The organism is Paenibacillus campi (assembly GCF_034659835.1).
GTDB classification, from domain to species: Bacteria; Bacillota; Bacilli; order Paenibacillales; family Paenibacillaceae; genus Saccharibacillus; species Saccharibacillus campi.
The window spans coordinates 760,314-782,038 of the sequence record NZ_JAXSQZ010000002.1 but is presented as its reverse complement, the minus strand read 5'-3'; the positions used below and the strand labels follow the sequence as shown (position 1 = coordinate 782,038).

The following is a 21,725-nucleotide window of genomic DNA, read 5'->3' as shown; positions in this document are numbered from 1 at the left end:
GCGAATCGGCTCGCACAGTATCACCCTGCTTCGGCGTTATAGTAATGATAGTATACCGCAAAACGAACGGTTGTTCCAGTTTGTTTGTATAAACCGGCTTGAATGTTTGACAAATCGCGGAAACTGACCAAGCAATGATTTACAACTGTAGCCGACTGGATTATAGTAAGCATAAATACCTATATGCATTGATTAATAAGACCTATACGATTATACTTACTTATTTGCGACATGTATACAAACGAGAGCGGTGCCACTAGATCATAATCCGAAAAAAATGACGGGATGATGCCTGTACTTTTCAGAACTGCACTTTAATCTAACACGGATTCATCCAAAGGCTAAACGGACTTACGATTTGTATACATGTCCTAATCAAGCGCGTACACCATGAAGGGGATAATCGATTGAATAGCCTATTTGCAAAAATGATGTTATTTTTCTCCAGCCTAATCGTCATCGGTATTGCTGTCATCGGTATTACCGTATATCAATCGTCCAGTTCGCTAGTCATTCAATCGATCGGCAAACAGGCGGAAAATGTCGCACTGCGCGCCGTTTCGTTGATTGACCCGGCACAATATGCGGCGATTCCGCCCCGTGAAGGCGGTGAAACCCTCTATTATACAAAGCTACGTCAGCAATTGAACAAGCTGCGTATAGATAACGGGTTTCGCTACATTTATACATTGAACCGGATCGAGCAAAACGGCAAAACCGAATACGTCTACATCGTCGACGGTGCACCGCAAAATGCAGCGAAAGATGATTTTTCGCCGCTCGGCACAGTCGAAGATCATATTTACCCTGCGATGAAACAAGCGCTTGATACCGGGCAAGCAGCGATTGGCGATCTAAGCCAAGACCAATATGGCGCGATTATTACCTCTTTTGTCCCGATCAAAAATGCTGCCGGGCAAACGATTGGTGTGTTAGGCGCTGATCTGGATGCAACTAACATTTATGCGCTAATGCAGAAGTCCAAGCAGACGACGATCGCCGTCTCGCTCGTTATTTTGCTAGTGAGTCTGCTGCTTGTGTATATGCTCGCCCGCTATTTGATTCGTCCGTTGCAACGGCTGACGCAGCAGATTCACCGGGTGAATGAAGGCGATTTGACGGTAGCGATCATCCCGACAAGCAAAGATGAAATCGGGCAACTGTCAGCGGCATTTGGCAGACTCGTGACCGATACACGAGGAGTCATCGTCGGCATTCGCGACAGCGCAGCGGAGTTGCAACAGGCGGCGGTCGGATTGTCCGCACAATCGCAGGCGACTGCCGATACGAGCCGCACGATTGCCGGGCATGTGCACGAGACAGCTGCCGATACGCAAACACAGGCGGCTCATGCACTCGAAATGCAGCATGGCATGAATGAAGTGAGCATCGGGATGCAGCGCATTGCCGAAGCGGTTACGATCGTCTCCGATCGATCCGGCGATACGCTGGAGCAAAGCGTGCAAGGCAAGCAGTCGATCGGACAGGCAGTTACGCAAATGGAAGCGATCACGCAATCGTCAGAGCGAATGGCGGTAGCGACCGAACAGTTGCAGCAGCACTCCGACCGGATTGAAGGCATTTTGCAATTGATCAACGATATTGCCGGACAAACGCATCTGCTCGCTTTGAACGCCTCGATCGAAGCGGCTCGTGCCGGTGAACATGGACGCGGCTTCGCGGTCGTCGCCGGTGAAGTGCAAAAGCTCGCCGGACAGTCCCAATCCTCGGCAACAATCGTGGCGGAAATCGTCACCGCGATGCAGCGCGAAATCCATGAACTATACCGCCATATGGAAGTAAATCGCACTGAAGCGCATACCGGCATGAATGTTGTAAACCATGCCGGGCATGCCTTTGAACATATTCACGATCGCCTCGGTGAAGTCGCTGCCCAGCTTCATCAAGTGTCCGAATCGTCAGCGGAAATATCCGCCATCTCCCAGCAAATGCTCGCTTCGGTTGACGAAATGGAAGGCATCACCCGCCAATCCGCCCATCGCTTTGAGCAAGTTACAGAAGGTGCCGAGGAACAACAAGCTGCGATGGAACATGTGAACAGTTCGGCGCATCATTTGGAAGGATTGTCAGAGCGGTTGAATGGTTTGATTGGACGTTTTAAAGTATAATGCTGTTCCGGTTGTTGATCAGGCGCGCTGTTGTGCGCTTTACAAAGCAACTACACAGATGGACAGAAGCAGACGATCTGTCCGAAACGCTAGCGACCAAGCCATTGTTATGGGAATAAAGGATTCATGGAAAATATTCGTAAAACGTATGTAACTTAATTGTACCGCTTCATAACGAAAAACGGATTGCCTGTCACTTGAACCGGCAATCCGTTTATTTCGTTTATTTAACAGCAAGTCGATTCAAATCAACGTCTTTCACGTATAACTTGCCTATCTCCTCGAAACGAACTCGCTTTCTTCCCTTTACACAATCGTCGCGTGCACTTCCTTGTGCGCTTCCAGCACCACTTTGTTCGCATCATCCACAAATACGACTGTCGGACGGTGCGTCTGCGCTTCAGCGTTATCGAGCACAGCATACGAGATAATAATTACATTGTCGCCCGGCTGTACTAAACGCGCAGCTGCACCGTTCAGACAAATCACACCGCTGCCGCGCGGCCCGGTAATGACGTACGTTTCCAGACGGGCGCCGTTGTTGTTGTTGACGATCTGTACTTTTTCATTTTCCAGCAAATCGGCAGCGTCCATCAGGTCTTCGTCGATCGTAATGCTGCCGACGTAGTTCAAGTTCGCTTCGGTTACCGTCGCACGGTGAATTTTGGATTTCATCATCGTTCTAAACATGCAGGGCAACCCCTTTCGTTTCCAAAATAGCATTATCGATCAGACGTGTTTTGCCGAATTTAACAGCGAGTGCCATAATCATTTCCGGTTTCACGTCATCAAGCACGGTGTGATCGGACAGCGCTTCAAGCTGCGGAAAGCTCATCACTTCAGCATAGTCGATTACCGCAATTGGAGAAGCGGCAATTTCATTGCGCAGCAATTCGCGCACTTGACCAGCCGTCATACCCGGTTGTTCTTGCAGACGTCGCTTCGCCAGCTCTAGCGAACGGGACAGCACGAGCGCTTGCTGGCGCTCATCTGCCGACAAATATACATTGCGCGAGCTAAGCGCCAATCCATCCGCTTCGCGTACGATCGGACATGCCACAATCTCGATATCCATATTCAGATCGGCAACCATCTGGCGAATGACCGCCACTTGTTGCGCATCTTTGGCGCCGAAAAACGCCGCATCCGGCTTTACGATATGGAATAACTTGGTCACCACGGTCGATACACCGTCAAAATGACCTGGACGCGAAGCGCCGCACAATGTGTCGGTCAGCTCGGCAACGGCCACATGCGTTTTGGTCGGTGTCGGATACATATCCGCTACCGTAGGCATAAAGACGATATCCACGCCTTCACGTTCCGCCAGCGCCAGATCGCGCTGTTCATCACGCGGATAACGCTCAAAATCTTCATTCGGTCCAAACTGAATCGGATTGACAAAAATGCTAATGACGACGATATCGCTCGTCTGCTTGGCACGGCGCATCAGGCTTGCATGACCATCATGCAAAAAGCCCATCGTTGGCACCAACCCTACCAGCGTCTCTTTACCATTTTGACTGCGCTGCTGCCGCAGCTGTTTAACGGCTGCTCTAACTTCAGCAATGCTGCTTACGACCTTCACGATAAATTCTCCACCTTCCGTTGTTGTCCATACAGTGAATCAAGTGCCTTTTCATCCGGGTTAAACACATGCTGTTGTGCCGGAAAGGCGCGTGTTTTCACATCGTTTACATATTGCTCCAACGCCGTGCGGATCGTCGTGCCCACATCGGCATACGTTTTGACAAATCGTTTTTCACGATAATGATCGGTATATTGAACCACATCATGGAAGACGAGCACTTGACCGTCACAACCGCGACCAGCACCGATGCCGATCGTTGGGATGGACAGTTCGCCGGTAATGCGCGCAGCCGTATCTTCAGTCACCAGTTCCAGTACGACGCCAAATGCGCCTGCCGCTTCCAGTGCCTTAGCATCATCTAGCAAACGCTGTGCATCTTGCTCATCTTTGCCTTGGATGCGATAGCCACCGATCTGATGCACCGATTGCGGTGTCAGACCGATATGGGCGAGCACCGGTACACCGGCGCGTGTGATCGCTGCGACGGTATCAGCAATTTCGGCGCCGCCTTCCAGCTTCACCGCATGGGCATGACCTTCCTGCATAATGCGCTTAACGGTGCGCAGCGTCTCGTCTATACTTCCGTGATAGGTCATAAAAGGCAAATCCGCCACAATAAAAGTCGACTGTGCACCACGTGCAACTGCACGTGAATGATACACGATATCGTCAACCGTAACCGGAATGGTCGAATCATAGCCTAGCACAACATTGCCAAGCGAATCCCCGATCAACAGCAGATCGATACCGGCTTCTTCAGCCAGACGAGCTGTCGGATAATCATACGCGGTTACCATCGTGAGCGGAATGCGCTCGGATTTCATCTTTTTCATTTTAACAATATTTAGCGGCGTTTTGGCTGCCATGTGACATCAAGCTCCTTTGAATGTAGTATCAATTTCGGACAAAATAAAAAACCTTTTCGCCTCACACGAAAAAGGTCCAGAGTCCAAAAAAGAGTCACTTTGCGATCATCTCTCCCGTCTCGGTCCTGTAGCGGCTCAGAGCAGAATTGAATGGTGGCCAACACCTCGCTTCATCAGCGTATCCAGTTGTCGATACGAATCGTTAGTTACAATGGCAGTATTGCCGGATGTACGAAGTTTACACTCCAGCTTGTCCAGCCTCATAAGACGGTATTTACCGCTCGGTCAGCAAAATCACAGACTTTCTTTCACTAGGCGATAGGCTGCTGTCAGCAAATACAGATGATCCGGCTCATCATGATGCCGTTCTCTGATCTGTGTACAATCGCACAGGGCGGATTGCCATTAACGGTCAAACTCCCTTATTCACCACGGATGCGGTCTGCCAAATGTTCTGCCAAACAACGGTAACACATACCGTATGACGGTGCTCGCCTGCCAGCTTACACCAATCTAACATAATAAAGTACGGCTCGGTCATGCCGATACCGTCTTCCTGCATAGTATACCAGAGTGTACACGGAATTACACTTATTTTGCCGTAAAAAATATAGCTGTTTACGAATGATATAGTTATTCACTTTAAGAGCTATTCCGACTGTTTTAAAATCCAACTTCACCCGAGTACACACGAATGATGTCTCCATCCGGCTGCTCAAGCAGCAGTTCGCCATTATCCCCCAACCCGCGGGCAATGCCTGCCAGTGTGCCTTGCAATGTTTTGACCGTTACCGCTTTGCCGATCGCAAATGCAAATGCTTCCCACAATGCCGCAATCGGCGCAAAACCTTCACGATTGTACAGAGTATACAGCGATTCCAGCTCGCCCATAATCGCCGCCACGATAGCGGTACGATCGATCGGCTCGCCGCGTTCAATACGCAGCGAAGTCACAAGCGGACGCACTTCTTCCGGCAAATCTTCTAACGCCACATTCACATCGATTCCGAACCCGCCCAGCGCATAACGCACATAACCGTCCTCGGCTGCTGACTCGACGAGAATACCGCATACTTTTCGATTGCCGATCAGCAGATCGTTAGGCCATTTAATGCCGATATCGAGCCCGCTCACATGGCGCAGCGCACGGCAGATGGCGACAGCGGCAAGCAGTGTCAATTGCGACGTATATTGCAGCGGTTGCTGCGGACGCAATACGACCGTCATCCACACACCGCGTCCGGCAGGCGAATAAAAGGCTCTGCCTTGACGACCACGACCTGCCGTTTGCTGTTCAGCGATCACAAGTGTTCCTTCCGCTGCACCGCTCTCCGCCAGCTCGCGTGCCATATCCTGCGTCGAGCCGATCGTTTGTAACAAATGTAGCGGTTGTCCCCATGAAGTGGACTTGCCAAGCTGCAAACGCAGCGACACTTCATCCAATCGATCAGGCAAACGTACAATTCGGTAGCCGCGACGTGTGACCGAATCGAATTCGTACCCTTGCTCTTTCAGCCGGTTAATGCCTTTCCAAACAGCGGTACGGCTAACCGACAAACGGCGACTAATTTCCTCACCGGAAACGTATTCACCAGGTCGCTCGGTTAACAACGCCAGCAATTGCTCATCATGCATCCGTCTTCCCTCCTGTTTCCGCACAAGTACGCGCATAATCGAGCACCGCATGACGTTCGTTGACCAGTTCGCCGCTCGCCACCGCCAGTAACAGTTGCTGCATCAGCTTACCGAGCCACGGCCCGCCACATGTATTCAGTGCAGATAACACATCCTGACCGTTTACACACAGATCAGCCAAACTGTAAGCGTGCATACTATCGATCCATGTCGGTGCTTGTTCATACAATAAGCGCAGTCGATCGGTATGATCATGATCCGGCAAAGCGCTGTATAACTGCTGCCACAGCGCTGCTGTATCGCGCCCATATTGCAGCACTCCAGCGATGAGCAATAAACGCAATCTTTTCATTTTCCCATAGGCAGCGCTGCCCGGCGCATCCACTGTCAACAAATGCTCATGCAGGCGCAATAACTTCACGACATGATCAACCGCTGCATTGGAAAATGTCCACTGTTTCAGCGCCTGCCGTGCCGCTTCATCATTCAAGCCGAGCGCAAGCACCAGTAGCGTCCAACGCAGCACCCACGGCTCACCCGGCACTTTTTCCAGCCGTTCCAGCAGTTCCGAGCGTGCTGCCGGGCAAGGAATATGCACTTTCATGTAGCGCAGTAAACCGCTCGCTTGCAACAAACGAATGCCTTTGACCGGATGCGAACCGGCGATCATCTTTTCCATTTCGACCCGGATGCGCTCGGTGGCGATATAACGAATCAGCTCCCGGCGCTCCAACAATGCCGCCCACGTATCCGACTCCAATTCAAAATCAAACACCGATGCAAAGCGCAACCCGCGCAGCATACGCAGCGCATCTTCATCAAAACGTTCACCAGGCACACCAACCGCACGAATCATCCCTTTTTGCAAATCGTCCCGTCCGTGAAATGGATCAACATAGTTGCCATCCAGTCCGCGCGCAATCGCATTCATCGTAAAATCACGTCGCCGCAAATCTTCATACAGATCGCTGACAAATTCCACCTGTTCTGGACGGCGATGATCGACATATTGCCCTTCCGTCCGGTAGGTGGTCAATTCAAAATGCTCACCTTCCACAATGACCGTTACCGTACCATGCGCAATCCCGGTCGGCACCGTATGCTCGAACAGTTCCAGCACTTGCGCTGGCGTCGCATTGGTAGCGATATCCATATCGTTAATCGGCCTGCCGATCAGTTCATCACGTACACAACCACCGACAAAATAACCTTCATATCCGTGGTCAGCGAGACGGCGGAGCAGGGACAACCCCCGTTCCGCCGTGTGCGCCTCCACCCATTTCCATTGCATCATCGTATCAATCAACCCCGCACCGGCGAAGCTGTCGGCATCTGCCGTCCTAGCACCCGGTAATAAATTTGTTCATACTTGTCCATCATCGCTTCATTGCTAAACTCCCCGTTTGCACGCGTAATACAATTGCGACGCATCTGCTCCATCAGCGCCGGATTTGTTAACAATTGGATCGCATGGCGTGCCATATCGTCCGTATCGCCAATCGATGACAAATAGCCGGTTTCTCCATGCACAACCAATTCAGGAATACCGCCTGCACGTGAGCCAATCGTCGGTACGCCGCATGCCATCGCTTCCAAGGCAACGAGTCCAAAGCTTTCTTTTTCCGACGGCAGCATCAAAATGTCCGCCATCGAGATCACCTGTGGAATATCGTCTTGTTTACCGAGGAAATGTACACGCTCGGTCAAACCTAGCTCCTGAATGCGCCACTGAATTTTCGGCAAATCCGGCCCTTCACCGACAAATACGAGTCGTGACGGCACCTCACTATTAATACGCGCAAATGCTTCAACGACATCGCCGACACGTTTGACCGGACGAAAGTTAGAAATATGCATAATGATCCGGTCATCGCCAAAACCAAAATCACTGCATAGCTGCTCAATTTCGCGCGGATAATAGATGCGTTTGTCGACAAAATTGTAGGTCAGATCAATATCGCGCGTAATATCAAGCAACTCGCGTGTCTCACGAATCAAATCGCGCGAGACGGCGGTAACGGCATCGCTTTCGTTAATGGCGAGCCGGATCAAGTCTTTCAGCGATTCGTCTTGCGCCAGCACTGTAATATCGGTGCCATGTAGCGTAGTGACCACTTTCAGATGCTCACCGACCATCTGTTTAGCAAGAAAAGCGCAGACCGCATGCGGCACCGCATAATGCACATGCAGCACATCGAGTTGCTGCATTTTGGCGACCTGTGCCATTTTGTTCGCAAGGGTCAGATCGTATGGCGGATATTTAAAGACATAATAGTCGTTTACTTCAACTTCGTGATAAAAAATATTTTTATGAAAAGTTCCTAAGCGAAAAGGTACGCTATGCGAAATAAAGTGAACTTCATGCCCTTTTTCGGCAAGCAGTTTGCCCAGTTCGGTAGCCACGACGCCCGATCCGCCAAGTGAAGGATAACAAGTGATGCCTATTTTCAGCATCGTGTCCATAAGGGCAATCTCCCTTCCTTTATGTGTGTCATTCTGTGTATATGTTAATCGATTCCGCTTTCATTTCATTGCGCTCACTCGGCACATCTGTAATTGTATACATTGACCAGCGCTAGTCGTAACACTTACGTTACAGCAACCGCTCCGCCACAAATGGCGTTTTGGTCACAAAACCTTCTGCATACGGAATCATGCTGCGCTGCCCGGCAATCGCATCACGGTAACGGACACGCTCCACATAACCTTGAGTGAGCGGCGTGGCGACCGTATCATCGCCCGCTGCCAGACCGAATTGCGAAGCATAACACGATAGCGCGTCGACTTTACGCTCATAATGAGCAGTCACATCGACGAGCACGCTTGCTGGTGCCGTATCATTAATAAAATAATAATATAGTTGCTCCACCTGCACTGGAGCGAGCTCCGGCATGTAGCGGCGCAGCTTGGCATTAAATACCGCTTCTTCCACTAATCGACTGCACCATATATGATCCGGATGGCGATCTTCCCAGTAAGGCGCAAACACGATCCGTGGGGCACAGCGGCGAATTTCCGCCGTAATCGCGGCAAGTTGCGCTGCATTACGCTCCAGCCCGCGATCTGGCAACCCGAGATTGCTGCGATAGGACAGACCGAGCACAGCAGCGGCGGCAGCGGCTTCCTGCTGGCGCCGCTCCACCGTACCGTTGGAAGACATCTCCGCATACGTCAGATCACAGATGCCGACTCGCACGCCGGCAGAGGTATGTTTTATAATCGTGCCCGCCATACCGATCTCCGCATCATCGGCATGAGCACCGAAGACAAGGATATCTAGCTTTGTACTCATTTTAGTTCCTCTCCGGCAGGCTTGTACTTATGTGCAAGCTCACGCCAGGCAAAATCGCCACGATCCAGCGCTTTGACGAGAATTTCCGCAGTCGCAATATTGGTAGCAACCGGAATACCTTGCACATCGCAAATACGCAGCAAGGCGGTAATATCCGGTTCATGCGGCTGCGCCATCAGCGGATCACGCAAGAAAATGATCAAATCCAGCTCATTTTGCGCCACTAGCGCTCCAATCTGCTGGTCGCCGCCAAGTGGGCCGGACATAAAGCGGTGAATGTCCAGCTTCGTTTGCGCCATAATGCGCTGTCCGGTCGTGCCGGTCGAATACAGCTTATGACCGTGAAATACATGCTCATAGGCGGTTACAAAATTAACCATCTCATCTTTTTTGCGGTCATGCGCGACAAAAGCTATCTGGAACATGGCAATCTCCCCTAATAATTTAGTCTGTGCAAGCATATAGGCAAATCAGGCTGGATATGCCCAACTTATCATGAAGTCTCCGCTTCCTGTTTAACGTTTACGTTGAACAATATCGCATCAAACGCTGCCATCTCGACGATCATTAATCGACAAAGCGCTCAAACCCGTACACCATGCCCGTATACTCCATTACCTTTTGCACACCGATTTTGACACCTGGCATATAACCGGCACGTTCATACGAATCATGACGAATTTTGAGCGACTGTCCAAATGCGCCGAAAATAACTTCTTGCTGCGCAAACACTCCTGGTAGGCGTACGCTATGAATGCGGAAACCGTCAAATTCACCGCCGCGCGCGCCTGGAATCGTTTCTTTTTCATTCGGATTACCTTGGTGAAGCGATTCGCGCACTTCGCGCACCATTTCCGCCGTTTTGACCGCCGTACCAGAAGGTGCATCCAGCTTATGATCACCGTGTGTTTCAATAATTTCCAGATGCGGAAAATGCTTTGCCGCCTGCGCCGCAAAACGCATCATCAAAATGACACCGATCGAAAAATTTGGCGCGATCAAGCCACCGATGCCCGCTTCCTGGCATAAACGATCCAGTTCCTCAATCTGCTCTGGTGTATAACCGGTCGTGCCCATTACCGGACGCACGCCATGTCCAATCGCGAGCCGGGCATGCTCATACGCAAATTCCGGCGTCGTAAAATCAACTAGCACGTCCGCGTCCGCCGCTGCCAACGCTTGTTCCAAACTGGCAACGAGTGCAACACCAGCCGTTTTCAGACCGACCAGCTCACCCGCATCACGTCCGGCATCTGAGCGTCCAATCGCCGCTGCCAGCGCCAATTGTTCGTCACCCAGCACCAGCTTCACCACTTCGCGGCCCATCCGTCCGCCGGCTCCTGCTACAATCACTTTAATCGGTTCACTCATGTTATTCTCCTTTGCCTGCTTGTGCAGAATCGTCGGCAGTACCGTCTTCGATCCGTGTCCAACGGTCTTTATCCCGTGTATTAAATTTATGCATTACTTTGTTATGCGCTTCAGTCAGATCGATGCCGAGCGAATTGGCAAAACAGATCGTAATGAATAAAATATCGCCAAGCTCCAGCTCGATCGAATTGTCCGCTTCATCGCTTTTTTTCGGCTTTTCGCCATAAGTATGATTCACTTCGCGCGCCAATTCGCCCACTTCCTCGGACATGCGCGCGAGCAGCGCCAGCGGCGAAAAATAGCCTTCTTTGAACTGTGAAATGTAAGCATCGACTTCCTTTTGCATCGTTGCCAACGTTTTGTCTGTCATTCGTATTCCCTCCATCAACCAAATTCATTCTGTGACCGAACGCGCTGTCACAGCACAAAAAAGCGATTGCTGTATCCATATGCAGCACGGTCAGTGCAGGCTGTCCCTGCCTATTGCCGAATGTGTAACTTCCTCCTATAGTTAGGATGGAGTGGCTGCAAGCATGCTGCCGGATGAGCTATCGTTTATTTCGATTTGGTGTCATCCAGAGCGCCTACCATTTCATTCGTGCCTGTTATCATTACCATGTTATCCTAAAGCGATTTTGAAAACAAATGCTTTTTTGTTCAAAATGACATACTCATTCTTCACAATCTCGTTTATGGAGGTGTTCACGCGTGACACAACGTTTCTGGAAGCAGCTACGCGTCATATTGCCGATTGTATGTGGTGCTGCGATCTATGCGTTTGGCTTGCTCTACTTTATTATTCCGAACAAACTGATGGAAGGCGGCGTAACCGGCATTACCATTTTGCTCAATTATGCCTTTGGGATTGCGCCTGCTTTGTCGACGCTGTTGCTTAATATCCCGCTGTTTTTGATCGGGCTGAAAATGCTCGGCTGGCGGCGTATGATCTACACCGGTGTCGGGATTGGCTCATTATCGTTTTTTCTATGGTTGTTTGAATGGCTGATCAAACGCGACTGGATTACCCCATTTCAAACGGAACATGATTATATTCTTGCTGTACTGTATGCAGGTGTCACGCTTGGACTTGGGCTTGGCATTGTGTTTCGATTTGGCGGTACGACCGGCGGTTCAGACATTATCGCGACCATTTTGAATCGCAGCTTTGGCTGGTCGATCGGTCAAATTATGCTCGGACTCGATATTGCGATTATTGGCGCATCGCTGTTTTTTATTTCCAAAGAGCTGGTGCTGTATACGCTCGTCACCGTATTTATCGCCACCAAAATGATCGATTTTATTCAGGAGGGCGCTTATTCTGGCAAAGCGTTTACGATTATTAGCGATCATGCCGAAATGATCGCCGCGCAAATTATGAGAGAAATGGATCGCGGTGTGACGCTCATTCCGGCGATTGGTGCCTATTCCGGGCAAGCGAAACAGATGGCATACTGCGTCGTCTCACGTCAGGAAATCCGCCGCATCCACCTGATCGTCAAAGCGATCGATCCGCGCGCCTTTGTGATCATTAATGAAGTAAACGATGTACACGGCGAAGGCTTCCGCGAGGAGCAGTCGCATTAAAAAACTTCTACACAGCAAAAAGCCGCTTGTGACCAAGCGGCTTTCGGCAGCGTTGCAGCCGAATACGTTCGATTTCCAACCACATAAAGCGATGCTCGCTACACAGAAACGATGCTCTTTCCTACACAGGGCGAGGCAGCGAGCGCTACAACGGCTATCTTTTCCGTTTTAGAGGAGTTTACGTTACCCATGTACAGCTTACTTGTTCCATCTACGCTCATGACGTGCTTGCCACAGTGCCCAGGCACCAGCCAGCGCTGATACAAACGTCAATGTCACCGTAAAATTACGCACCTGATTCAAACGCCGGACAAGCTGCTCGGTCAGCCACGGGTAAATGCCTTGACTGTAATCCATATAATCGTTGAGCAACGTCCAGCCGAGTGCGAGCAGTAGTGTCGTATGCCGAAACATAAAGAAACGTACATATAACAATGCTTCAATCGCCATCGTCAAATGCGAAGCGGTCAGCATCCAATCCTGCCATACGAGCGGATCGCCAAGCGCGGCTCCCCAGAAAATCATCGTCACCGCCCAGACCCCATATTTTACCGAAGTGACCACAGCGAGCGCTTCAAACAGCGCCCGTAGCGCTTGCAACCAGCGCGAGCGTGGCGGAAACAACAGAAATACAATCGCTACACTAAAAAACAGACTCGCCGTCGGACTGTCCGGCACAAACACGACCATCCATGCCGGCCAATGCAGCAGCGTATATTCCAGTTGCAGCGCATACCAATAATATCCGTAAATCGTACCTAACCCATTGCAAATGAGCAGCAGCCACAACAGCGCACGGCTCGTCAAAAAAGCTCTGCTCCAAAAATAACAAATCGGCATGCCCAGTCTCCTTTGTCTCTATTGGGTATCCAGCCGTCGTTCCTGGTAACGGTGACTAGATTTGCATCAATCTTTATTATTGTAAAAGTACAAACCGTACGTGTAAACAACCAAAAAGTCCACCTTGAATTCCGGTGGACTTTTATCGAAATGTATTGTGTATACGATATTTAATGTGTATGTCCCGTATTGCGCATGCATGATCATTAGTGTGACAGCGATTTGCGTTCATAACGCTCCACTTCTGGCAATGTCGTATTGATCGCCGGTGTTAGTGAGCGTAATTCGCTCGTCCATTGTTGGAAAGCCTGTTCATCGCGATCGGCAAGCGCCCGGTCAATGAGTGTGTTCAGTTCTTCAATCCGATGGTCACGCAAGATTTGATCCCATACCATTTCTGCAGCCAGACCCAACATAACTTCGTAGGTTACCTTCATCTTGTACATAGGGCGCACCTCCATATGCTATTCAGGGATTTCTGAACTCCGCTCCTTTATCCACATAGCTTTGCGTCGTTTTGGCCATGCGCTGCAAATCTGCTTCCGTCAGTTCACGGATAACCCGTGCAGGTGAGCCTAGAGCTAGAGTATAAGGGGGAATCGTTTTGTTCTCCGTCACAATGGTGCCTGCGCCGATGAGCGAATACTCTCCAATATTCGCACCGTTCAGCACAATTGCGCCCATGCCGATCAGCGAACCTTTGCCGATGCGACAGCCGTGAACGATAGCCGAGTGTCCGACAGAAACGTCATCTTCGATAAGTAATGGATGAATTTCATGCACATGCCCTACAGCTAAATCTTGAATATTGCAGCGCTGTCCGATTTGGACAGGAGCCAAATCACCGCGAAGGACGGCGTTAAACCAAACACTGCTGTATGCTCCGATATTGACGTCACCGATTAGCTTTGCGCCTTCGGCAATAAAAATATTGTCCGCCACACTCGGCATGCGATTTTTGTAGGGTAATAACATGTCATCCGCTCCTTATCTGCATTTTAACCAAAATCAATGTAAGCGTATCAACAAATTTGTAAAAAAGGGGGGCAGATTTGATAAAACAATTGTCATATTTACCAACAGAGCGACCTTTCCTCATTCCATCCAAAACCGCCAAAACGACTTGTGCGTGTATAAACAGCGTAAAATGCCCAAATTCATAAAATGAATCGCTGTTTATTCCAATTATAACCAAATAGCCCGGCATACGCCAGGCTATCTTTAAAACTATTTAATAAAACGATTTATTGCAAATGAGTACTGTCGTTATACAGCACCGTATTCCACACATCCGTTTCGCGCTCCAACACGGTAAGCGACAAATTGCCAACACGCTCGGTATGGCGCTCTTGCATGAGCAATTTGAACAACTGCGACAACAGCCCGCCGTGGCTAACGACCAATATATTATCGTTAGGAAACTGCTGCCAGCATGTATCTAAAAAGTCCAGTGTCCGACTTTGCAGTCCAGCAAGCGGCTCCTGTCCCAGTTCAATCGTCTCCCAATCCGCGCCCCATTTCGCTTCGCGTTCTTCCCACGTCATCCCTTCAATTTGTCCAAACCCGCGCTCTTTGAGCCGCTCATCCGGCTCCAACAGTGGAATATCCAGTCGCTGTGCAATAATATGCGCCGTTTCATGCGCACGCTGCAAGCTGCTGGAAATGATATGATTCCACTGAATCGGCTCGACCGCAAGCCGCTCGGCAAGCTTTGCCGCCTGCTGTCTGCCCTGTTCATTTAAAGGGATATCACTATGTCCCTGAATACGTCCAAGCGCATTCCAATCGGTCAAACCATGCCGAATCAATCCGATACGCATCCTAACTGCCACCCTCTCCGCACTTATACTGTCTCTGACCATCTACCAGCAATCCGCTCAAAGTATATTGCTCTATATCACAAAAAGCAACCGATTTTCACCTAGTGACTTGTCTCAGGAAAATGTAAGGTTGCGTCCATCTGAACCATGCTTGAACCGTGCTTGAACCGTACAGCATTCAGACGAACGCAATCCCTGGATAAATTTGAGACAAGCTACTAGATAGGCATTATCGGTTGCTTATACGAACGTGAATGAGCAGAGCGATTGTACAGCATACGATCGTACTTCACCGATGGCGCACACGTCCGAGCCAGCGCAGTGACAGCAAAGCAAGCAGCATGCCAACGACAGACAGTATCATCCAATATTGCGGATGACTCGGGTCCATCTGAATGACGAGCGGATCGATTAGCCCGCGCTGCGAACCGGCAAAATGCAGCGACGAATGCATAACGGTCGTGGCATCACTTGTTGCCACACCGGTAGGCACAATACCGGATACCGGTTCCTGCGCAACATCGATATGGAAACTGTTCGATACATCAAGCGTTAAATACACAAAACTGCACAAAAACACCCCAATTACCGCCGCAATCCAGAAGGACAGACGGCGTCGGAACATACGCAAAATCGGGCCGCGTTTGGCACCATTTTGCAGCACCCACGGCGTTTCCGCATAAATTCGCTCCATCACATTGCGATTCATTTGTTCAGCCCGTAGCTCCAACTCTGGATCGATCGATAGTGCGGCTGCTTCCGCTTCCATCAGCTCGTGACTTTCCTGCCAGATCGCAAATTCGGCTGCGCAGTTTTCACATTCGTTCAGATGCTGATGAAGTGCCTTACGACGCGGATCATCCGGCTTCATATCCCAATAGATTCCGAATAATAGCTCGGCATCTCTGCAATTCATTTTCCCTTCATCCCTTCAATAGGCTCATCGTAGACCGAATCGTGAAAATACGGCTCTAATCGTGTTTTCACACTCGCCCTCGCCCGAAACAAAAGAGATTTGACGGAGCTTACACTTTGACAGAGGATATCGGCAATCTCTTGATAATCCAACTGGTCATATTCGCGGAGGATCAAAGCGGACCGCTGCTTTTCTGGCAACTGGTCAATTGCATCACGTACCATTTGTACACGTTCACCGCGCAATACCGCATGCTCCGGCACCATCGTGCTTGGAGCGACCGGCGTATAACCGCTTTCCTCCAGCGGTACATGGCCGGCTTTTTGCTTGCGCAGCTCACTTAGCACCGTATTACGGGCAATCGTGTACAGCCAAGTGGAAAAGGATGCATCCACCTCGCGAAAGGAATGAAGACTTTTGTACGCTTTGTAAAACGTTTCTGAACAAAGGTCTTCCGCCATCATTTCCAAATTGGCACTTTTCAGCATATGATAAATGAATGCCAGAATTTTGCGCTGATAACGACGCATTAGCTCTGAATACAGCTCTACATCGCCATTTTTTATTTCCTGAATAATCAGGGAATCTGTCATCGACATGCGACCCTCCTCGTTGTTGCCGCCGCATCGTCCCGTTCCTTATGTATTCATTAATACTGAACAGGAGCGTAAAAGTTGCGGTTCATTACTGAAATTCCGCCATCTGTAGCCGGATTGCACAACAGATAGCGGAGCAAGCACCTGCCTTTTGACCGATTGACGATCATCCAATAAGCCAAAACGATGCCTTCCCCCAGGCGCCTTGTAACCGAAAAAGAGCGTTCTTCGCCCCATTCGTTCATCTATGTTGACATGCATTATGATCCGTAGCTCCATCGTAGCTATATCGACCTGATGATCGCGATCGCATTCGGCTTAATCGGGCGTCCAGGTTGCGACCCGCTGCATCATACCAACCTGGCGATCACGATCGCGTTCCTTATTTGACTCGTTAATACAAGTAAAAGGCAACGCACAACCTTGTTATCATACCTGACTTATAGACGCAAAGCAAAGTCAAAAGGTTGCCCTATTTTGCCATTTTATCCGAACGAGTGTAACCGCTTCGGCTATCAATGTGCACATACAATCGATATAATTAAGCGATACGGCAAGCGATATGACGAACTTTGTTCATTTCCATTCCAACATAACGACTATGTATACTCTACCTGCATGCTGTACAATCGAGCAAGAGAGCAATGTAAATCACTTTTCTGTTATACCATAAAACAATAACAAGCACCAAGTCGATAGGACCTATTTAATGGCTATACACAAAAAAGAAACCGCTAACATTTGTTAGCGGCTGAGTACCCTATTTCAGGTGCTCCAGTTATTGGATAGGAGTGGAGAGAAACCATACTGTAGTTAAAGTATACTGTATGCGCTTTCATTTCGTCAACCCTTTTGCCAAATATTTTTGATTTTTTTACGATTTGACTTTTGACGCTGGAAAATTCTCTGTAGTCCATCAGACATTGAATTTAAGCCGGTCAGCCTACTGGCAGTACATTGACTAAGTTAAATTTAAATTTTTATAGTATACTTACTCCCTTTTAAATACGTGCTTGAATCAGTTTTAAAACTTAAATAAATCTCGCTTAATGCACAATGGCAACGTTCGACTTTATGAGGTGTACAGCGACGTCAGATGCTGCATGCAGTAGTTTGAACCGTTGTTAGAGTTTAACCATTTTGGCGCTGATGTACTGCGTGAACGCACAGTTCGAATGTCACAGTCCGCAATCGCTAACTTCAGACGATCTATGTTCACCAACCAAAATGCACCCCTTTAGTACAGCGGTTTCTGTCAGCAGACACCGCTGTTCATAAATGAGGTGCATGTTGATATGATAAGCACTATACGCGTGCAAATACGCTGTATTGACGATCGAGCAGCATCGCCTTCGCCTGCTCCATCTCGTTCTCATTACGGAACGACAGCCGCATTACGCCAGGCACGTCTTCACGGCTTTCGATAATTTGCACATTGCTAATATTAATGCCGCGATTGCCAATTTCGGTCGTAATTTTGCCAATAATGCCCGGATGATCCGGCACGTCCAAGTACAGGTCGTACAATGTGGTGATCATGCCTTTACGACGCTCAGGCAGTTCATCACGGAAAGCACCTGCATGTTCAAACTGCTGTTCAATACCGCGCGCATCTTGCGTTTGTAACAGCTCTATAAACCGCTGTACCCCTTCGTTCCAATCTTCCAACAAATTCAGCACAATTTGCCGATTACTAAGCAAAATATCCCGCCAGACGATCGGATCGCTGGAAGCGATACGCGTAATATCGCGAAATCCGCCTGCTGCCAGCATACGATATAGCGGATTATGTTCGTTATAGCCTCGAATCTGGTTGACGAGCGCTACCGCGATCACATGCGGCAAATGACTGATTGCACCAACGATTTCATCATGCAGTACCGGCTCAACACGTACGACTTGGGCGCGTGTATGCTGAGATAGCAACCCGGCGAGACGGTCATACGCCTGCTCTGGCACATCGGCTGGCGGCGTAAGCACATAATATGCATTTTCAAATAATAGCGCAGACGCTGCACCAACACCGGAACGTTCCGAGCCTGCCATCGGATGCCCGCCAACAAAATGTATATCTGCCCGAAAATGAAGCTGCTCGGCGCAAGCGATAATCGATGCTTTTGTACTGCCAACATCGCTAATAATGCAACCTTTTTTCAATGGCAGACGGCTAAGCTGCTCCAAATACGTGTTGAGCAAGCTGACCGGCACACAGAGGAAAATAAAGTCCGCTTCCAGCGCCGCTTCTTCCACTGACAATGTTGCATGATCAACAACCTGCCTTTCCCGAAATGTATGGATCAATTCCGGCAGATGTGTATATCCGGTCACATGCAGACCCGGTTTTCCTTTAAAGCATAGAGCGAGCGAACCACCGATCAACCCTACACCGAAAATTGCAATTTTTGTCATCATTATAATCCCACTCATTCTTTATCGATTGTCTTTCCTGCTGCTTTAAAGCGACACAATGTGAATAACCGACAAACAGCCGCTCGATGCCGTGAAGCAGTTTGCGCTGCGTCTGTCAAAGATGCCGTCTGTTTGTCGTTAAATTGCGATACTGCCATCCCTGTATTTATGAATACACTCAGTTACATTCAAACTTGATTTTACTTGAGACAGCCTATTAGACCATCTGAATGTTCCCGTGCACATCAACGTACTAACGACGTGCCAATATCCATTTAGACGTACCCATATCCATTTATTCATACGTATACACATACAACGTCTGGATCGTCACTTTACGCTAAATTCATTTCTGCCTGCTCATTTGCCTTTTTACACTTACACCATCAGACCGTCGCTTTGCGTTCTTGCAATATTTGTTCCAGCGCCTGAATAAACGCTTCATTTTGCTCCGGCTTACCGATTGTGACACGAATCCAAGTCGGATATTTGCTATGTCCGGCACGAATAATAATGCCGCGCTTTAACAACGCCTGGAAAATATCGCTGCCTGCATGACCGGTATCGACCATAATAAAGTTCGTTTCGCTTGGGAAATGCGTCAATCCGAGACGATCAAACGCAGCCGTTAAATCATCCATCCCTGCGCGGTTTTTGACACGGCAATCGTCGACAAACGCTTGCTCACGCAGCGCCTGACGTGCTGCTGCCTGGGCAATACGTGATGTGTTAAACGGCTCACGTACTTGATTGATCAGACGAATCGTATCTGGACGTCCTACACCATAGCCGATCCGCAGCGCAGCCAGACCATAAATTTTGGAAAATGTACGTAAAATGACGATATTCGCGTAACGCTCCAACAATTCCACACTGCGCGGGTACTCGTCTGCAACGACGTACTCATAATAAGCTTCATCCAGTACAACCATGACATCGGCTGGAACTTGATCGAGAAATTGAACCAGTTCTGCCTCGGTAACGATCGTACCGGTTGGGTTATTCGGATTACATACCCAAATAATTTTCGTTTTGTCGGTGACCGCCGCCAGCATTGCTGGCAGATCATGCTTACCTGCTTGCAGTGGCACTTCGACGACAGTTGCTCCTTCGATATCCGCATTGCTTTTATACACCGAAAACGTCTGATCCGCCATAATCGTCTCATCGCCTGGTTCTAGGAATGAACGTGAGATTAGCGCAATCACCTCATCCGAGCCGCAGCCAAACACGATTCCATTCGGCTGTACACCGATATGCTCTGCCAGTTGCGCAGTCAGCTCCACCGCACCGCCGTCCGGATACAAATACAGCTCGGACAGCTCGTTCATGATCGCCTGCTGCACGGATGGTGCCGAGCCATACGGATTTTCGTTGGAGGCAAGCTTGATTACCTGCTCCAATCCTAGCTCGCGCTTCACTTCTTCAATTGGCTTACCTGGCTGATAGACGGGAATGTTAACAATACGTGATTTTGGTTTCAATCGGAACAACTCCTTGTAAACGTAATAAACAGAGACGGTAGCTTAACAGAGAATGACGTAATAGGCAAAAGCACAAGCTAATAAAGCTACTTTATTTCAGTTGATCACCTCGCACCAATATAAACAGATGGTTGGTGTTCATATTGCATCAACAGGGATGATATCAAGCTGAATTTTCGTACAGCTAGCGATGAACATGCCCTGTTAACAAGCTAACGGATGTAAGCAAGGTGCCTTTTGCATAAAAGGCACCTTGCTTGCGCTCCGACAGTTCACTGTTGTGCAACACTGTAAATTCGATTCATGTTTCAATGTATCGATACGGATGATCTCATCTATCCAAAAACTGATATCATCATGTACATTCAACCGTTATGCACGCGTTCCTTTTAAGTCGGCAACGAACCGATGAATTTGTTGCAAACCGTCTGCTTTGCGCTGCGGATCAGTTAATAGCGGGATTTGCGACTCGATTTGGCGCACGATCGCACTGCCAACGACGACACCATCGCAAAACGCCGAAAACTGTTTTACCTGTTCATGGCTGGAAATACCAAAGCCAACCGCAACCGGCAGATCGGTGCTCGCCTGTACGCTTTTGATAAACTGCTCCACATTGGAGTGGAACGATGTGCGTTCACCGGTCACGCCGAGCGAAGATACACAATATACAAAGCCTTGCGCACCGTCCAAAATCGAAGCGATCCGCTCCTGCGACGTTGGCGCTACGAGCGGCACCAAACTAACACCGGCGGCGCGTGAGCGTGTACGCATTTCTTCCGATTCTTCGATTGGCAGATCGGGAATGATCATACCGCTAATATCGTGACGTTGTAATGCTTCAAAAAAGCGCTCCAGCCCATATTGCAAAATCGGATTGTAATACGTAAACAGCACAAATGGCATTTGGACGCCACGTTCGCGTGCCTTTGTTGCCACTTCCAGACATGTATCAATCGTCACGCGATGAGTTAATGCACGTTGGGATGCGCGCTGAATGACAGGACCGTCTGCAAGCGGATCGGAATACGGTACCCCAAGTTCCAAAATGTTGGCACCGGCAGCTTCAAGCTCGACGATCACATCGACCGTCGTCTGCGGATCGGGATCACCGACCGTCAGGAACGGGATAAGCGCTGTTTCGCCCTTTTCTTTTAATGCCGCAAACGTGACGTCCATGCGGTTTTGGCTT

Annotated in this window: 21 protein-coding genes; 2 read left to right on the top strand and 19 right to left on the bottom strand. The window is 49.3% G+C overall.

The window, feature by feature from the left end; all coding sequences use genetic code 11:
- Nucleotides 1-407 precede the first annotated feature (407 nt).
- Nucleotides 408-2,129 carry a methyl-accepting chemotaxis protein gene (locus U1I11_RS08530; RefSeq protein WP_322905629.1) on the top strand — a complete coding sequence of 574 codons (1,722 nt, stop codon included), beginning with the start codon at nucleotides 408-410 and terminating at the stop codon, nucleotides 2,127-2,129.
- 306 nt (nucleotides 2,130-2,435) lie between these two features.
- Here U1I11_RS08530 and panD read toward each other — a convergent pair whose 3' ends face one another.
- From panD to U1I11_RS08480, 10 genes are all read right to left on the bottom strand, one after another.
- Nucleotides 2,436-2,819 carry an aspartate 1-decarboxylase gene (gene panD / locus U1I11_RS08525; protein ID WP_322905627.1) on the bottom strand — a complete coding sequence of 128 codons (384 nt, stop codon included), beginning with the start codon at nucleotides 2,817-2,819 and terminating at the stop codon, nucleotides 2,436-2,438.
- Nucleotides 2,812-3,717, bottom strand: a complete 906-nt coding sequence (panC, locus tag U1I11_RS08520) for a pantoate--beta-alanine ligase (protein ID WP_322905625.1) — start codon at nucleotides 3,715-3,717, stop codon at nucleotides 2,812-2,814. The genes panD and panC overlap by 8 nt, the downstream gene beginning before the upstream one ends.
- On the bottom strand, nucleotides 3,714-4,586 hold the full coding sequence (gene panB / locus U1I11_RS08515) for a 3-methyl-2-oxobutanoate hydroxymethyltransferase (protein ID WP_322905623.1): 873 nt from the start codon (nucleotides 4,584-4,586) through the stop codon (nucleotides 3,714-3,716). Before panB ends, panC begins: the two co-directional genes overlap by 4 nt.
- A 663-nt stretch (nucleotides 4,587-5,249) precedes the next feature.
- A complete protein-coding gene (locus tag U1I11_RS08510; RefSeq protein ID WP_322905621.1) occupies nucleotides 5,250-6,221 on the bottom strand; it encodes a biotin--[acetyl-CoA-carboxylase] ligase in 972 nt (323 codons plus the stop codon).
- Complete coding sequence (locus U1I11_RS08505; protein ID WP_322905619.1) at nucleotides 6,214-7,515, bottom strand: CCA tRNA nucleotidyltransferase; 1,302 nt, start codon at nucleotides 7,513-7,515, stop codon at nucleotides 6,214-6,216. The genes U1I11_RS08510 and U1I11_RS08505 overlap by 8 nt, the downstream gene beginning before the upstream one ends.
- 8 nt (nucleotides 7,516-7,523) lie before the next feature.
- Complete coding sequence (bshA, locus tag U1I11_RS08500; RefSeq protein WP_322905617.1) at nucleotides 7,524-8,684, bottom strand: N-acetyl-alpha-D-glucosaminyl L-malate synthase BshA; 1,161 nt, start codon at nucleotides 8,682-8,684, stop codon at nucleotides 7,524-7,526.
- A 130-nt stretch (nucleotides 8,685-8,814) separates the two neighbouring features.
- Entirely contained in the window at nucleotides 8,815-9,513 is a 699-nt protein-coding gene (gene bshB1 / locus U1I11_RS08495; RefSeq protein ID WP_322905615.1) for a bacillithiol biosynthesis deacetylase BshB1, read from the bottom strand.
- A complete protein-coding gene (locus U1I11_RS08490) occupies nucleotides 9,510-9,938 on the bottom strand; it encodes a methylglyoxal synthase (protein ID WP_188775440.1) in 429 nt (142 codons plus the stop codon). The genes bshB1 and U1I11_RS08490 overlap by 4 nt, the downstream gene beginning before the upstream one ends.
- Before the next feature lie 142 nt (nucleotides 9,939-10,080).
- Nucleotides 10,081-10,884, bottom strand: a complete 804-nt coding sequence (dapB, locus tag U1I11_RS08485) for a 4-hydroxy-tetrahydrodipicolinate reductase (RefSeq protein WP_322905613.1) — start codon at nucleotides 10,882-10,884, stop codon at nucleotides 10,081-10,083.
- Between the two features lies 1 nt (nucleotide 10,885).
- On the bottom strand, nucleotides 10,886-11,254 hold the full coding sequence (locus U1I11_RS08480; RefSeq protein WP_322905610.1) for a nucleotide pyrophosphohydrolase: 369 nt from the start codon (nucleotides 11,252-11,254) through the stop codon (nucleotides 10,886-10,888).
- Between the two features lie 338 nt (nucleotides 11,255-11,592).
- Here U1I11_RS08480 and U1I11_RS08475 point away from each other — a divergent pair, with 338 nt between their 5' ends.
- Nucleotides 11,593-12,468 carry a YitT family protein gene (locus U1I11_RS08475; protein ID WP_322905609.1) on the top strand — a complete coding sequence of 292 codons (876 nt, stop codon included), beginning with the start codon at nucleotides 11,593-11,595 and terminating at the stop codon, nucleotides 12,466-12,468.
- A 198-nt stretch (nucleotides 12,469-12,666) separates the two neighbouring features.
- On the opposite strand, the gene U1I11_RS08470 is transcribed toward U1I11_RS08475, so the two are convergent.
- The 9 genes from U1I11_RS08470 to trpA form a co-directional block, all read right to left on the bottom strand.
- A complete protein-coding gene (locus tag U1I11_RS08470; protein ID WP_322905607.1) occupies nucleotides 12,667-13,308 on the bottom strand; it encodes a DUF1405 domain-containing protein in 642 nt (213 codons plus the stop codon).
- Nucleotides 13,309-13,514: 206 nt separating this feature from the next.
- A complete protein-coding gene (locus U1I11_RS08465; protein WP_322905605.1) occupies nucleotides 13,515-13,754 on the bottom strand; it encodes an IDEAL domain-containing protein in 240 nt (79 codons plus the stop codon).
- A 22-nt stretch (nucleotides 13,755-13,776) separates the two neighbouring features.
- Nucleotides 13,777-14,283 (bottom strand): gamma carbonic anhydrase family protein, encoded by a 507-nt coding sequence (locus U1I11_RS08460; RefSeq protein ID WP_322905603.1) that lies wholly within the window; start codon nucleotides 14,281-14,283, stop codon nucleotides 13,777-13,779.
- 269 nt (nucleotides 14,284-14,552) lie between these two features.
- Nucleotides 14,553-15,128, bottom strand: coding sequence for a histidine phosphatase family protein (locus U1I11_RS08455; RefSeq protein ID WP_322905601.1), 576 nt, complete (start codon nucleotides 15,126-15,128; stop codon nucleotides 14,553-14,555).
- Between the two features lie 289 nt (nucleotides 15,129-15,417).
- Nucleotides 15,418-16,044, bottom strand: a complete 627-nt coding sequence (locus tag U1I11_RS08450) for an anti-sigma factor family protein (protein WP_322905599.1) — start codon at nucleotides 16,042-16,044, stop codon at nucleotides 15,418-15,420.
- Nucleotides 16,041-16,637, bottom strand: a complete 597-nt coding sequence (locus U1I11_RS08445) for an RNA polymerase sigma factor (RefSeq protein ID WP_188775420.1) — start codon at nucleotides 16,635-16,637, stop codon at nucleotides 16,041-16,043. Before U1I11_RS08445 ends, U1I11_RS08450 begins: the two co-directional genes overlap by 4 nt.
- A 1,308-nt stretch (nucleotides 16,638-17,945) precedes the next feature.
- Nucleotides 17,946-19,052, bottom strand: a complete 1,107-nt coding sequence (locus U1I11_RS08440) for a prephenate dehydrogenase (RefSeq protein ID WP_322905597.1) — start codon at nucleotides 19,050-19,052, stop codon at nucleotides 17,946-17,948.
- Between the two features lie 383 nt (nucleotides 19,053-19,435).
- A complete protein-coding gene (gene hisC, locus U1I11_RS08435) occupies nucleotides 19,436-20,533 on the bottom strand; it encodes a histidinol-phosphate transaminase (RefSeq protein WP_322905595.1) in 1,098 nt (365 codons plus the stop codon).
- 372 nt (nucleotides 20,534-20,905) lie between these two features.
- Nucleotides 20,906-21,712 (bottom strand): tryptophan synthase subunit alpha, encoded by an 807-nt coding sequence (gene trpA, locus U1I11_RS08430; RefSeq protein WP_322905755.1) that lies wholly within the window; start codon nucleotides 21,710-21,712, stop codon nucleotides 20,906-20,908.
- Between the last annotated feature and the right edge of the window lie 13 nt (nucleotides 21,713-21,725).